The sequence below is a fragment of the Corynebacterium sp. TAE3-ERU16 genome, from assembly GCF_019209935.1.
In the GTDB taxonomy this organism is placed as follows: Bacteria; Actinomycetota; Actinomycetes; order Mycobacteriales; family Mycobacteriaceae; genus Corynebacterium; species Corynebacterium antarcticum.
The window spans coordinates 74,407-88,165 of the sequence record NZ_JAHUTN010000002.1 but is presented as its reverse complement, the minus strand read 5'-3'; the positions used below and the strand labels follow the sequence as shown (position 1 = coordinate 88,165).

The following is a 13,759-nucleotide window of genomic DNA, read 5'->3' as shown; positions in this document are numbered from 1 at the left end:
CCCCATCCCAGGAATGGACCCATGATCGTCAGCATCGAAGGCATCGACGGAGCCGGGAAGAACACTCTCGTCACCGAACTGAGGAACCGGACCGGAGCGGACGTGCTGTGCTTCCCCCGCTACGACACGTCCCTGCCCGCCCGGTTGGCCGCGAGGGCACTGCACGGGGACATGGGTGATCTCACGGACAGCGTCCACGGAATGGCCACCCTGTTCGCCCTCGACAGGTACGGGGCGCGGGACGTCCTCGACCGGTTCCGGGACAGCACCGACGTCATCATCCTCGACCGCTACGTGGCGAGCAACGCCGCGTACTCCACGGCACGGGCCCAGGACCCCGCGTTGTGCGACTGGGTCGCTGATCTGGAGTTCGGGGAACTGGGCCTGCCCGTGCCGGATCTCCAGGTACTCCTGGACACGCCAGTGGAACTCGCTGCGTCGAGAGCTGAATCCAGGGAGATGGCCGACCGTTCCCGGACCCGGGACCACTACGAGCGCGACCGTGGCCTCCAGGAGCGGACATCGGCCGTCTACCGTCGGCTCGCGGAACAGTCGTGGCAGGGCCCGTGGCTTTCCGTGGAACCGGGAGACGCCGGTGAGGCCGCTGCGGAGGTCGAGTCCCGGCTCAGGGCGGTGCGGATCCAGGGCCACGCCCGGCAGGTCTGAGATACCGGACCTGACCGCCAACCCTGGGTAGTATCGGGGGAAGGAGCCGTGCGGCGCCCGTATCGGCGGCAGCTGACCCGGACACCGGGTACGCCACCGGACAATCCCGGACAACACGCGAAGTAGGACAGATGAACGCCAAGATTCTGGTGGTCGATGATGACCCCGCCATCTCCGAGATGCTCACCATCGTTCTTCAGGCCGAGGGATTCGACACCGTCGCCGTGATGGACGGCGCGCAGGCGGTGGCGGTGGCCGAGCGCGAGCAGCCGGACCTGATCCTGCTCGACCTCATGCTCCCCGGCATGAACGGGATCGACATCTGCCGCGTCATCCGGCAGAAATCCACGGTGCCGATCGTCATGCTGACGGCCAAGACCGACACCGTGGACGTCGTACTGGGCCTCGAATCCGGGGCGGACGACTACGTCAACAAGCCGTTCAAACCGAAGGAACTGGTCGCCCGGATCCGCGCCCGCCTGCGCAGAACCGATGACGAGCCGAGCGAGGTGCTCGAGGTCGGCGACCTCACCATCGACGTTCCGGGGCACATGGTCAAGCGGGGAGACGAGGAGATCCAGCTCACCCCCCTCGAGTTCGACCTCCTCCTCCAGATGGCGCGTCGCCCACGGCAGGTGTTCACCCGCGAGGAGCTTCTCGAGAAGGTCTGGGGTTACCGGCACGCCTCGGACACCCGGCTCGTGAATGTCCACGTGCAGCGGCTGCGGGCCAAGATAGAGAAGGACCCGGAGAATCCCCAGATCGTCCTGACCGTCCGGGGCGTCGGGTACAAGACCGGCGCCGGGGAATGACGACACCGGTCCTCGGGGCCACCGGATCAGCGGGATGAGGGAGCGGGACAGTTTTAAACAGTCAACTGATGGGCGTACGGCAACGCCTGACGGAGTCATGGCGTACGTCACTCCAGGTTCGGGTCATCGGATCGATTCTCGCCGCGTCAGCGGCGGTGGTCCTGATCCTCGGACTCGCCATGGTGAGTATCGTCGCCCAGCGGCTGATCGACGCGAAACTGTCGATCGCCACCTCTGAGATCGACCGCGCCCGGGCCATCGTCGAACAGCAGGTCGCCGCGACGGACACCTCCAACTCAACCCAGGTGCGCATCAATTCCGCCCGAGCGGCCCTGACCAACAGGGGCACCGGCGGAACCGCCGAGTCGGTCGCGGTGTTCGAGCCCGTCCTGGTGGTCGCCGACGGCGGGAATGTCGTCGCCACGTCCCCGGAGGCTTACCGGATCCCGGACCGGCTCCGGAGTTTCGTCTCCCAGGGGCAGATCTCCTACCAGTACTCCACCATCGACCGCGTCGACGGATCGATCTACAAGGCACTGATCATCGGGACACCGACGGAATCCGACATCCCCGGGCTCCAGCTGTACCTCGTCCTTCCGCTGGAGAATGAGGAGGCGACACTCGCTCTGATGCGCGGCCTGCTGTCGTTCGGCGGTGTGGTCCTCATCGTCCTCCTCGTCGGAATCGCCTGGTTGCTGACCCAGCAGGTCACCGCACCCGTCCGGTCCGCCTCGAGGATCGCCCAGCGCTTCGCGGCGGGCCACCTGCGGGAGCGGATGCGGGTCGACGGCGAAGACGAGATGGCGCGGTTGGCCATGAGCTTCAACGCCATGGCGGAATCGCTGTCGAAACAGATCCGCCAGCTCGAGGAGTACGGCAATCTGCAGCGCCAATTCACCTCGGACGTGTCCCACGAACTGCGCACCCCGTTGACCACCGTCCGGATGGCCGCCGACATGATCGCGGACCGCGCGGACGAGCTTGACCCGTACACCCGGCGTGCCGCGGAACTGATGGTCCGGGAACTCGACAGATTCGAGTCCCTGCTCGCGGACCTGCTGGAGATCTCCCGGCACGACGCCGGCGTCGCGGACCTGTCCGAGGAGAGGATAGATCTGCGAACCTGCGTCGCGGCGGCGTGGCAGCAGGTGAAACACCTCGCGGAGGAGCTCGGGGTCGAGGTCGACTTCGACCAGCCAGCCACCCCGGTGACCGTCGTGGGCGATTCCCGCCGGATAGAGAGGATCCTCCGGAACCTCCTTGCGAACGCCGTCGACCACTCGGAGGGGGAACCGGTGATGGTCCGCGTCGCGACAGGCGACAACGTCGTCGCCGTCACCGTCACCGATCACGGCATCGGCCTGAAACCGGGCCAGGAGGAACTGGTGTTCAACCGGTTCTGGCGGGCCGATCCCTCCCGGGTCCGGCATTCCGGGGGTACCGGACTCGGACTGGCGATCTCCCACGAGGACGCGGTACTGCACGGGGGTTCCCTGGAGGCCACCGGCGAGGTCGGCGTCGGTTCCTGTTTCCGGCTCATGCTCCCCGCCACCCCGGGGACGACGTGGAGCGGTCAACCTCCGCTGCCACTGGCGGTCGATCAGGATGACCCGGAGCCGGACCGGACTGAACCACCGGTGCCCGCCGGACACCCGGACACCGCAGCATCCCCGTCCCCCGTCACCACCGGGGAGGAAGGTGAGCCCAGCTGATGGAGCATCGACGTCGCCGCCCCTTCATCGCCCTGACACTGGTCACCGCGTTGGTCGCGGGATGCACGAGCCTTCCCGGGGATTCCGCGCCGCAGGCGATCCGTCCCTTCGAGCGGACACACCCGACGGAGGACGAGCTGGCCCCGGTCCCCGGGCAGGAACCCGATCTGCTGTTGCGCGGGTTCTTCACGGCCGCGGGCAACCCGGCGCAGAAGCATCAGGCGGCACGGGGGTTCCTCACGGACTCGACCGCCGCAAAATGGGACGACACCGCGTCCACCCTGGTCCTCGACCGGATCGACCTCAACGCGGAACCCGGGGCCACCGAGGACTCGATCTCGTACAAGGTCCGCGGAACCGTCGTGGGCACCCTCGCCGCCGGCGGCGTGTACACCCCGGAGAACGGGGAATACGAGGCGACGATGCAGTTGAATCGGGTAAACGGTGAATGGCGGATATCGGCGTTGCCCTCGGGGATCATTCTCGAGCGCACGGAGCTCCGGAACAAGTTCAGCCCGCATGAACTGTTCTTCTTCGCCCCGACCGGGAAGTTCCTGGTCCGGGACCGGCGCTGGGTCTACAACGGTCAGCCCTCCCTGGACACGGCTCTGCTCTCTCTCCTGATGGAGGGACCCCAGGCGGATCTCGCTCCGGGAGTGGTCGACGAGATACCACCGAACGCCGTATTCACGGGTACCGAGGACGGGGTCTACCACTTCACCGGTTTCGGTGACCTCGACATCGATCAGCGGCACCGGTTCGCGGCGCAGGTGGTGTGGACCCTCGCGCATTCAGGCACCCGCGGCCCATACCGGGTCGAACTCGACGGGACCCCGATAGACCCGGCCCACGACGCGTTGACCGTGGAGGACGTCGCGGAATTCAACCCGAATGCGTTCGCCGGCGCGATCAGTCCGCTCTACGCGCTGAACGAGGGATCGCTGATGCTCGTGGACGGCACCGACGCCCGGCCCGTGGCGGGTCCCCTCGGAGTGGCGGGGAACATCGAATCCGCCGAGATCTCCTCGTCCGGCGGCGTGGTCGCCGTGGTGGAGAACCAGGGCGGAGCGGGCGCGCCGGGTCAGCCGGCATCCGTCACCGCGGCCGGCGACCGGGCGTCCTCGCGGCTCCTGCTCGGACCGGTCGGCGGGCAGACCGCCGAGGTTCTAACCGCGGGAACGTTGACCCGCCCCAGCTTCGAATACGAGGCCACCGCACTGTGGACCGTCCTCGACGGCCGGACCGTCGCCCGCGTGGCGCGCTCGACGTCGACGGGGGAGCTGTCCCAGGTGGAGGTCGACGCCAGTGCTCTCGATGAACCGGACAACGGGGGCGATGAACAGCTGATCTCGGTGCTCCGGCTCTCACCGGACGGCGTGCGGGTCGCGATGATCCGTAGCGGCCGGGTGTGGGTCGGGACCGTGGCCCGGCCCGCGCCCGGGGACCGGAAGATCGTTCGACCGGTCGAGATCGCACCGGCGATCGGGGACACCGCGCTCGCGCTCTCCTGGCAGCAGGACGGTTCGCTGCTGGTGGGGACGTCGTCCCCGGATACTCCGGTCTGGCGGGTCGAAGTGGACGGGTCCGCGGTGACGTCGTTGCCGACCGGAAACCTCACGGCACCGATCGTCGCCGTCGCCTCATCCCCCAACACCCTGTACGTGACCGACGCCCGCGCGATGCTCCAGCTGCCGGCGTCGACGAATTCCGCGGCGTTCTGGCGGGAGGTCCCGGCGCTCCAGGGGACCCGTGCGGTCCCCGTGGTAGCGGACTAGGCCGCGGGCCGGGCCGGGGAGCGGGGAGTCCGGATGCTCGAGCTTCTGTTGCCGAGGCGCTGTGCGGGCTGCGGTGTCGCAGGGGTGACGTTGTGTGAACCCTGCAGGCGCGAGTGGAGGCGTCCGCCGTTCCGGGTCGACCCCCGGATCGATCCCCGGGTACCGGTGTTCGCGTTGGGGCCGTGGGGTGGGGTGCACCGGTCCACGGTGATCGGGATCAAGGAGCGCGGCAGGAGGGACGCCATCCCCGAGATCGGGGCGGTCCTCGCCGCCGCGATCAGGTATCTCACGGCCCGGGGGGAACTGCCCGCGACTCCCCGTCCGGTCCTCTCACCTGCGCCTACCCGCCGCAGGGCGGCCCGGCTACGTGGCGGGGATTCCGTCGCCGCGATCTGCCGTACGAGCGGATTCGACGTCGTGCCCCTGGTCCATCTCGCCCCCTCGGTCCGCGATTCGGCGGGTCTCGACGCCGCCTCCCGCCGGACGAACCTGCTGGGCGCGGTCAGGATGGGCCGCCGGGTGGGCGGGTGGCCGGAGAGGGTGGTGGTCGTCGATGACGTGGTGACGACGGGGGCAACCGCAGCTGCCACAGTGGAGTGTCTGTCAGTCGCCGGAATACAGGTCACGGGGGTGGTCGCGCTTACCGCCGCTTAGCTATCGGGGGTATCCCGCCCGATGGTTATGACCGGCAGGTAAACTTGAGGTTGCAGTAGTTCCCGTCACCGTGGACGTCGTGGGTAATCCCACCCACTTCTGTGCGGTGGCCGATACCGGGAGGTAAGAGCAATGACCACGCCTGCTGACAACAAAGACGGCCTGCGCCCTGAGACTCAGGTGAGCATCACGGGCCGTAACGTGGAGGTTCCGGAGCACTTCGCGGAACGCGTGAACTCGAAGCTCGCCAAGATCGAGCGCCTGGACCCGACGTTGACCTTCTTCCACGTCGAGCTCCAGCACGAGCCGAATCCGCGACGCAGTGATCAGAGCGACAAGATCCAGATCACCGCAACCGGCAAGGGCCACATCGCCCGCGCCGAGGCGAAGGAGGACAGCTTCTACGCTGCCCTGGAAACCGCCCTCAGCAGGATGGAACGTTCACTGCGCAAGGTGAAGGCACGCCGCAAGATCAGCCGCTCGGGACACCGTGCGCCGCTGTCGACGGGGGAGATCGCCGCTGAACTCACCGCCGAGGCCAACGCCCAGCAGAAGGAGAAGAAGGGCGAGTTCGACGTCGATCCCTACGCGGACAGCGTCCAGGACATCGTCCCCGGCCAGATCGTCCGTACCAAGGAACACCCGGCCGTCCCGATGAGCGTCGACGACGCCCTGTCGGAGATGGAGCTGGTCGGCCACGACTTCTACCTGTTCGTCAACGAGGAGAACGGCCGGCCCTCGGTCGTCTACCGTCGCCGCGCCTTCGACTACGGTCTGATCACACTGACGGAGCCCGAGGAGTGATCGGATAGAGGTGCGTGTGCAGCACTTTCGCTTACGCGGGAGTCGCAGGCACCGCTCCGGCTCCACGGGGGTCGGAACCTGAGCACCCGTCACCCACACCGGATGTGAGGTGGCGGGTGCTTCCCATGTCCGGGTGGGCGCGTAGAATGATCGGGAATCCATCCGCTTGAACCCACAAAAGACAAAGGACGACTGCCCGTGTTTGGACTGTCCCGGATCCTCCGAGTCGGTGAGGGGCGCGCCGTGAAGCGCCTGAAGAAGATCTCCGACGAGGTCATCGCCCTCGAGCCGAAGTACGCCGAAATGAGTGATGATGAGCTCAAGGCGATGACGGACACGTTCCGGGAGCGCCTGGCCGACAAGGAGAGCCTCGACGACATCCTGCTGGACGCGTTCGCCGTCGCCCGGGAGGCGTCGTGGCGGGTGCTGGGGCAGAAGCACTATCCGGTGCAGATCATGGGCGGCGCGGCCCTGCACTTCGGCAATGTCGCCGAGATGCGCACCGGTGAAGGCAAGACGCTGACCTGTGTGCTGCCCGCCTACCTCAACGCCCTGGAGGGCAAGGGTGTCCACGTGGTCACGGTGAACGACTACCTGGCCAAGCGCGACTCGGAGTGGATGGGTCGTGTGCACCGTTTCCTCGGGCTGGAGACCGACGTCATCCTGTCGAGCATGCGTCCCGACGAGCGGCGTCGTGCCTACAACGCGGACATCACCTACGGCACCAACAATGAGCTGGGCTTCGACTATCTCCGGGACAACATGGCCCAGAGCGTCGATGCGCTGGTGCAGCGACCGCACCACTACGCCATCGTCGACGAGGTCGACTCGATCCTCATTGACGAGGCCCGGACCCCGCTGATCATCTCGGGTCCCGCGGACGGTTCCAGCGAGTGGTACTCGGCGTTCTCCACGATCGTCCCGAAGATGCGCCTCGACGTCCACTACGAGGTGGACCACCGGAAGAAGACGATCGGTGTCCGCGAGGAGGGCGTCGAGTTCGTCGAGGATCAGCTCGGCATCGACAACCTCTACGCCCCGGAGCACTCCCAGCTGGTGAGCTACCTGAACAACGCCATCAAGGCTCAGGAGTTGTTCACCCGGGACAAGGACTACATCGTGCGCAACGGTGAGGTGATGATCGTGGACGAGTTCACCGGCCGCGTTCTACCCGGTCGCCGCTACAACGAGGGCATGCACCAGGCGATCGAGGCGAAGGAGGGTGTCGAGATCAAGAGCGAGAACCAGACCCTCGCCACCATCACCCTGCAGAACTACTTCCGTCTGTACGACAAGCTCGCCGGTATGACGGGTACCGCCGAGACCGAGGCCGCGGAGCTGCACCAGATCTACAAGCTCAACGTGGTGTCGATCCCGACCAACCGGCCTAATCAGCGCGAGGATCTGACCGACCTCGTCTACAAGACCCAGGAAGCGAAGTTCGCCGCCGTCGTCGATGACATCGCGGAGCGTGTGGAGAAGGGACAGCCGGTCCTCGTCGGCACCACGTCGGTCGAGCGCAGCGAGTACCTGTCCGGCCTCCTGCAGAAGCGCGGCATCCGGCACCACGTGCTGAATGCCAAGCACCACGAGCAGGAGGCGGAGATCGTCGCACGCGCCGGACTGCCCGGGGCCGTCACCGTCGCCACCAACATGGCCGGCCGTGGTACCGACATCGTGCTCGGCGGCAACCCCGACATCCTGGCCGACATCAACCTGCGCGAACGCGGCCTCGACCCCGTCGAGGATCCGGAGGCCTACGAGGAGGCGTGGGACGAGGAGATCGCCCGGATGAAGGCGAAGTCCGAGCAGTTCGCGGAGGAGGTCCGCGAGGCCGGTGGGCTCTATGTCCTCGGTACCGAGCGGCACGAGTCCCGCCGCATCGACAACCAGCTCCGTGGCCGTTCCGGCCGCCAGGGGGATCCGGGCCTGACCCGCTTCTACCTGTCCATGCGCGACGACCTCATGGTCCGCTTCGTCGGCGCGACGATGGAGAACATGATGAACCGGCTCAACGTGCCGGATGACATGCCCATCGACGCGAAGATGGTGTCGAACTCGATCAAGGGTGCGCAGTCCCAGGTCGAGAACCAGAACTTCGAGATGCGCAAGAACGTCCTCAAGTACGACGAGGTGATGAACGAGCAGCGCAAAGTCATCTACCGTGAGCGCCGCCAGATCCTCGAGGGCCGGGACGTCGGCCCCCAGGTGCAGTCGATGATCGACGACACCATCGCCGCCTATGTTGCCGGTGAGACGGCCAACGGATACGTCGAGGACTGGGATCTCGACCGGCTCTGGAACGCCCTGGAGAGCCTCTACGGTCCGTCGGTGGACTGGGAGACGCTCGTCAAGGGCTCCGAGTACGGCCAGCCCGGCGAACTGACCTCCGAGCAGCTCCTGGATGCGGTCCTCAAGGACGTGCACACCCAGTACAGCGAGATGGAGGACACGATCATCCGGCAGGGCTCCGAGGAGCAGATGCGGTCTGTCGAGCGCAGCGTGATCCTGAACGTGGTGGACCAGAAGTGGCGCGAGCACCTCTACGAGATGGACTACCTCAAGGAGGGCATCGGCCTCCGCGCGATGGCGCAGCGTGATCCCCTGGTCGAGTACCAGAAGGAGGGCGGGGACATGTTCAACGCCATGAAGGACGGGATCAAGGAGGAGACCATCCGACAGCTGTTCATCCTGCGCAAGCAGATCCTGCCCAAGATCGAGGAGGAGGGGTCGACCGACCTCAACCACGACGGGAAGCTCGACAGCCGGGATTTCGAGGACGCCGGCTCCCGTCGTCCCTCGCCGGAGTCCCTGCCGACCTCCGGCCCGCAGGAACCCTGATCGACTGATCCACACCGCAACCCCGGCGGGGCGTGGTGACGGATGCGGGTGCGCAGGCCAACCGTTGACGGTGGTGGGCGCACCCGCCTTTCCGTGTCCGGATGTCCGGGGTGGGGGGGCTCAGAACAGGCGCAGGACCGTCATCCGCCAGGGGCGGGTGCCGCTGTCCCGCTCGATCCTGGCCGCGAACGCCCAGCGTCGGCCCGCGGCATGGGTGGATCCGCAGACCTCCAGGATCTTCCTCCCGGTTGCCCCCGTGTCGTCGGGGACGGAGTCCTCCCTCCGGATGTGCAGGGAGGTCAGGGTCACACGTCCCGATCTCGCCGGTCTTTCGCGGAGGATCCGCCGGTGGCGGATCTGCACGAGTTGCCGCACCTGCGCCGAGTACTCGGACATGCGCAGCTGCGTGGGCGGCCGCACGGCGAACGCGGCCTCGAGACAGACGACGACCAGGTGGTGACTCGCCCTCCGGGATTCCGGGGACGCAGGGGTCGACGGGCTGAACGTTCCCCGCGGTCGGTCACGGGGGGACGGCCCCGCGGTACGGTGCCCGCGGGGATCGACGGACTTCATGTGGACGTGTCCGGGGAGTGTGCTCAGCATCGTGTGCTCCTGGTTCGGGATGAGTTGGGGGTGCCTTTCTGTCCCTATGGACCCCGGCGCCCCGTATTCGGTTCCGGATCGGCGCCGGTGGCGGGACCTGATCCGTGGGACGTGTGATACCCGGCGCGACAGCGGGGCCGCTGACCGACTACCTTGGTGGTGCCGGGGTTGCGGGCGTCCACTGACGCCGCACCCGTCGGTGCGCGTCGACCGGAAGGCCGCGCGCGTGACAACGTGTCCGAGGAGCGGAGAGAACAAAAGTGCGTGGACTGATCGTCGATTACTGCGGTGTCCTGGACGGAACCGAGGAGGACCAGCGCCGGTGGCGGAATCTGCTGGTCGCCGCCAAGAAGAACGGTGTGGCCACGGCCGTGCTGTCCAATGATCCCGGCGGCCCCGGAGCGGAGCACATCCGGGAACTGGAGTACCGCGGCATCGTGGATGCGGTCGTGCTCTCGGGCGAGGTCGGCGTCGAGAAACCCGAGGAGGGGGCCTTCCAGGCCGCCGCCGACGCGATCGAACTGAAGCGCCGGGACTGCGTCATGGTCGATGATTCCATCCTCAACGTGCACGCGGCCGTGCGTGCGGGGCTGGTCGGCGTCTACTACCAGCAGTTCGACCGTGCGGTCGTCGAGATCACGGGCCTGTTCGGCATCGAAGGGGAGTTCTGAGCGGTGCGGGTCTACATTCCGGCCACCTTCGACATGCTGTCCGCGCTCGCGGAGGAGAGGTCGTTCACCGCGCGGGGGGGATGGGGCTTCGCGGTGACCCCGGCTCTGCTGGAGTTCTACACGTCGGGGGACGAGGAGGAGATCGCACATCTCGCGTTCCAGGATGCGGCGCGCGCCTCGCTCCGCCTGCTGGCCACGGGGAGCCCGGAGCGTTTCCCGCACCGTCGGGTGGTGGTTTCCGCGGACATCGACGACGGTTCCGTCGAGGTTTCCCCGGAATCGGGTGAGTCCGTGGTGCGGCTCGATCCTCCGCGGATCGATCTGGCCGACATCGTGTGCTTCCACGTCGACATCGCCGGCAGCGAGGCAGCCACGGCGGCCGCCGTCGAGGTCGTGGATGCCGCGGATCTGGGTGACGAGGACGCCGAGCTGACCGTCGGTGACGCCCTGGACAACTTCATGGCCTGGTACGAGGTCCAGGAGCTCGACGCGCTGGTGCAGCTTCTCTGAGCGGTCCCGTCGGACCGGCCGTGGGGGAACGGAGTCAGCCGGACGGTGACGATGACGGTGGTGCCCCCGAGTTCTCCGTCTGTGCCGCACGTTCTCTGCGCCAACGGAACCTGGTGTCGTGTCCTGCGTGGACACTCAACCTACGATGCCGTAAGCTACGGGCTCGTACGAGTATCCGGGAATGCAGAAGGACAGTGAATCACCTGTGGTCACCAAAGCCGCCAGGGCGCGGGACGGGCTCGGCGCCCTGCGCCATGTACTACGACGTTTCACCACCCCCCTCCTGCCCGACGACTACACGCAGCTGGTCAATCCACTGTGGTCGGTGCGGGAGCTGAGGGGACAGATCGTCAGCGTCTCCCGGGACACGGGTGACACCGTCAATCTCGTCATCCGCCCCGGGTGGGGGGTACCCGTCGATTTCGAGGCCGGCCAGTACATCGGGATCGGCGTCCAGATCGACGGACGCTACGTCTGGCGCTCCTACTCACTGACCTGCAGCCCCCGCCCCGCCGGGGACCTTCTGTCCATCACCGTCCGGGCGGTCGAACGGGGCAAGCTGTCCAACCACCTGGTCGGCAGCGCCCACCCGGGTATGACGGTGCGGATCGGCGCCCCGGCGGGTGACTTCCACCTGACGGACCCGATCCCGGAGAAGCTGCTGTTCATCACCGCCGGGACAGGCATCACCCCGGTGATCAGCATGCTGCGGACCCTCGCCGACCGGAACCAGTTCGGCGACGTGATCCTGATCCACTCGGTGAGAACCGGGGACGACATGCTGTTCGCGGACGTCATCGGGAAGCTCCGCCGGGAACACCCCGGTTTCGCCGCGATCGTGCGCATCACCAGCGAGGAGGGGCGCCTGACCCCGGACGCCATCGCGGAGATCGTCCCGGACGTCACCGAGCGCACCGCCTACGCCTGCGGACCGAACGAGATGCTCGACGCCCTGGAGGCCTGGTGGTCGGATCTCGACACCGACGAGGAACTGCGCACCGAACGTTTCACCCTCGACCGCAGCAGTGAGGCGACCGGTGGCGAGATCACCTTCGGCCACCGGGGCAGCTGCCACGCCGACGGCGCGACGACACTGCTCGAGGCGGCGGAGGGCGCCGGCATCCAGCTCACCTTCGGGTGCCGCATGGGTATCTGCCAGACATGCGTACGGCCCCTGACCGACGGATACGTCCACGACCTGCGGACCGGTGACATCCACGGGCCGGGTGAACGGATCCGCACCTGCGTGTGCGTCGCCGCCGGGGACGTCTCCGTCGACGTCTGACCCACCGACCCCACCCCCAGAACACCCACCGAACGAAGACCCCAAAGGACACCGACATGGCCATCGACAACATCCGGGCCTACTCCCACCTGACCGACGAGGACATCGCCGAGATCGGGCGTCGTCTCGACGCCATCAAGGCCGAGATCGAGGCGGACCTTGGCGAGGACGACGTCCGGTACATCAAGGGACTGATCCGGTTCCAGCGCTCACTCGAGATCGCCGGCCGGGCGACACTGCTGTTCAGCCACAAGAAGCCCCTCTGGTGGGCAGGCAGCGGAATGCTCGCGGTCTCCAAGATCCTCGAGAACATGGAGATCGGGCACAACGTCATCCACGGACAGTGGGACTGGATGAACGACCCCGAGATCCACTCCACCACCTGGGAATGGGACATGACCTGCCCGTCCTCCCAGTGGATGCACTCCCACAACTACGTCCACCACAAGTACACCAACATCATCGGCATGGACAACGACGTGGGATACGGCATCCTGCGGGTCACCCGTGACCGAAAGTGGACCCCGCAGCACGCGTTCCAGCCGCTCACCAACGTCGTGCTGGCGTCCCTGTTCCAGTGGGCCATCGCCTTCTACGACGTTGAGCTCGGCCGCTACTTCGCGGGCAAGCAGGGCTGGGACGAGACGAAGGTCCGGTTCTGGGAGGCGGTGCACAAGTCGAAGCGCCAGGTGATCAAGGACTACGTCCTGTTCCCGGCGCTGTCCGGACCCAACTACGTGCACACGGTCACCGCCAACGCGTTCGCCAACTGGATCCGCAGCGTGTGGGCGTACCTGGTGATCTTCTGCGGGCACTTCCCCGACGAGACGGAGACGTTCACCAAGGAGCAGTACGCCACGGAGGACCACAACGAGTGGTACCTGCGGCAGATGCTCGGCTCGGCGAACTTCAAGGGCGGGAAACTGCTCACGATCCTCTCCGGCAACCTGAACTACCAGATCGAGCACCACCTGTTCCCGGACATGCCGTCGAACCGGCTCGCCGACGTCGGCAAGCGGGTGGAGGACATCGCGCGGGAGTTCGAACTGCCGTACAACACCGACTCCTTCCCGATGCAGCTGATCAAGGTGCAGAAGACGTTGCTGAAGCTGACGCTGCCGAACAAGTATCTCGCGGCGGATCCGGACAATGCTCCGGAGGTGCGCTCGAACGCGGCGTTCACCAAGTACCCCGAGGTCGAGGAGAAGCTGCACGTCGGAGCCGCCGCGGACGGTGTCCGCAAGGGTCTGCGCACCGGTCTGAGGATGCTGGAGAAGCTCCGCCCCACGGTCGTCGAGGGCATCCGGGGACTCACCGGCCGCAGCCCCTACCACACCCCCGTGGAGAAGACCCGCAGCTGACCGGCCCGTCAGGGCCCCACCACGCCCGCCCCTCCCCGTACCGCACAGAGGGAGGGACGGGCGTC

The 13,759-nt window shown here is 67.0% G+C and carries 12 protein-coding genes; 11 read left to right on the top strand and 1 reads right to left on the bottom strand.

What is annotated here, in order from left to right; translation table 11 throughout:
• Window positions 1–21 precede the first annotated feature (21 nt).
• From KRX55_RS02590 to secA, 7 genes are all read left to right on the top strand, one after another.
• Window positions 22–666, top strand: coding sequence for a dTMP kinase (locus tag KRX55_RS02590; protein ID WP_218406291.1), 645 nt, complete (start codon window positions 22–24; stop codon window positions 664–666).
• A gap of 131 nt (window positions 667–797) precedes the next feature.
• A complete protein-coding gene (mtrA, locus tag KRX55_RS02585) occupies window positions 798–1,478 on the top strand; it encodes an MtrAB system response regulator MtrA (RefSeq protein WP_200255961.1) in 681 nt (226 codons plus the stop codon).
• Between the two features lie 68 nt (window positions 1,479–1,546).
• Window positions 1,547–3,190 (top strand): MtrAB system histidine kinase MtrB, encoded by a 1,644-nt coding sequence (mtrB, locus tag KRX55_RS02580; RefSeq protein WP_304505528.1) that lies wholly within the window; start codon window positions 1,547–1,549, stop codon window positions 3,188–3,190.
• The gene (gene lpqB / locus KRX55_RS02575; RefSeq protein ID WP_218406290.1) at window positions 3,190–4,965 is read left to right on the top strand and encodes an MtrAB system accessory lipoprotein LpqB; all 1,776 of its coding nucleotides are present in this window, start codon (window positions 3,190–3,192) and stop codon (window positions 4,963–4,965) included. The genes mtrB and lpqB overlap by 1 nt, the downstream gene beginning before the upstream one ends.
• A gap of 33 nt (window positions 4,966–4,998) precedes the next feature.
• Entirely contained in the window at window positions 4,999–5,619 is a 621-nt protein-coding gene (locus KRX55_RS02570) for a ComF family protein (protein ID WP_218406289.1), read from the top strand.
• A 132-nt stretch (window positions 5,620–5,751) separates the two neighbouring features.
• Window positions 5,752–6,423: a ribosome hibernation-promoting factor, HPF/YfiA family gene (hpf, locus tag KRX55_RS02565; protein WP_218406288.1), complete on the top strand. Its 672-nt coding sequence runs from the start codon at window positions 5,752–5,754 to the stop codon at window positions 6,421–6,423.
• A 198-nt stretch (window positions 6,424–6,621) separates the two neighbouring features.
• Window positions 6,622–9,264 (top strand): preprotein translocase subunit SecA, encoded by a 2,643-nt coding sequence (gene secA, locus KRX55_RS02560; RefSeq protein ID WP_218406287.1) that lies wholly within the window; start codon window positions 6,622–6,624, stop codon window positions 9,262–9,264.
• A gap of 120 nt (window positions 9,265–9,384) precedes the next feature.
• On the opposite strand, the gene KRX55_RS02555 is transcribed toward secA, so the two are convergent.
• Window positions 9,385–9,867 (bottom strand): Rv3235 family protein, encoded by a 483-nt coding sequence (locus KRX55_RS02555; RefSeq protein WP_218406286.1) that lies wholly within the window; start codon window positions 9,865–9,867, stop codon window positions 9,385–9,387.
• Window positions 9,868–10,127: 260 nt separating this feature from the next.
• On the opposite strand from KRX55_RS02555, the gene KRX55_RS02550 reads away from it, so the two are divergent.
• The 4 genes from KRX55_RS02550 to KRX55_RS02535 all read left to right on the top strand — a co-directional run bounded on the left by KRX55_RS02550 (window position 10,128) and on the right by KRX55_RS02535 (window position 13,694).
• A complete protein-coding gene (locus KRX55_RS02550) occupies window positions 10,128–10,538 on the top strand; it encodes an HAD family hydrolase (RefSeq protein ID WP_218406285.1) in 411 nt (136 codons plus the stop codon).
• Between the two features lie 3 nt (window positions 10,539–10,541).
• Window positions 10,542–11,048, top strand: a complete 507-nt coding sequence (locus tag KRX55_RS02545; RefSeq protein ID WP_218406284.1) for a DUF6912 family protein — start codon at window positions 10,542–10,544, stop codon at window positions 11,046–11,048.
• A gap of 181 nt (window positions 11,049–11,229) precedes the next feature.
• Complete coding sequence (locus KRX55_RS02540; protein ID WP_218406283.1) at window positions 11,230–12,333, top strand: ferredoxin reductase; 1,104 nt, start codon at window positions 11,230–11,232, stop codon at window positions 12,331–12,333.
• A gap of 56 nt (window positions 12,334–12,389) precedes the next feature.
• Window positions 12,390–13,694 (top strand): fatty acid desaturase family protein, encoded by a 1,305-nt coding sequence (locus KRX55_RS02535; protein ID WP_200255980.1) that lies wholly within the window; start codon window positions 12,390–12,392, stop codon window positions 13,692–13,694.
• The last annotated feature ends 65 nt before the right edge of the window (window positions 13,695–13,759 follow it).

Bases quoted from the DNA above. Each gene is read 5' to 3' on its own strand.
- KRX55_RS02590 (WP_218406291.1), top strand. From the start codon at position 22: ATGATCGTCAGCATCGAAGGCATCGACGGAGCCGGGAAGAACACTCTC.
- mtrA (WP_200255961.1), top strand. From the start codon at position 798: ATGAACGCCAAGATTCTGGTGGTCGATGATGACCCCGCCATCTCCGAG.
- mtrB (WP_304505528.1), top strand. From the start codon at position 1,547: ATGGGCGTACGGCAACGCCTGACGGAGTCATGGCGTACGTCACTCCAG.
- lpqB (WP_218406290.1), top strand. From the start codon at position 3,190: ATGGAGCATCGACGTCGCCGCCCCTTCATCGCCCTGACACTGGTCACC.
- KRX55_RS02570 (WP_218406289.1), top strand. From the start codon at position 4,999: ATGCTCGAGCTTCTGTTGCCGAGGCGCTGTGCGGGCTGCGGTGTCGCA.
- hpf (WP_218406288.1), top strand. From the start codon at position 5,752: ATGACCACGCCTGCTGACAACAAAGACGGCCTGCGCCCTGAGACTCAG.
- KRX55_RS02555 (WP_218406286.1), bottom strand. From the start codon at position 9,867: ATGCTGAGCACACTCCCCGGACACGTCCACATGAAGTCCGTCGATCCC.
- KRX55_RS02540 (WP_218406283.1), top strand. From the start codon at position 11,230: ATGCAGAAGGACAGTGAATCACCTGTGGTCACCAAAGCCGCCAGGGCG.
- KRX55_RS02535 (WP_200255980.1), top strand. From the start codon at position 12,390: ATGGCCATCGACAACATCCGGGCCTACTCCCACCTGACCGACGAGGAC.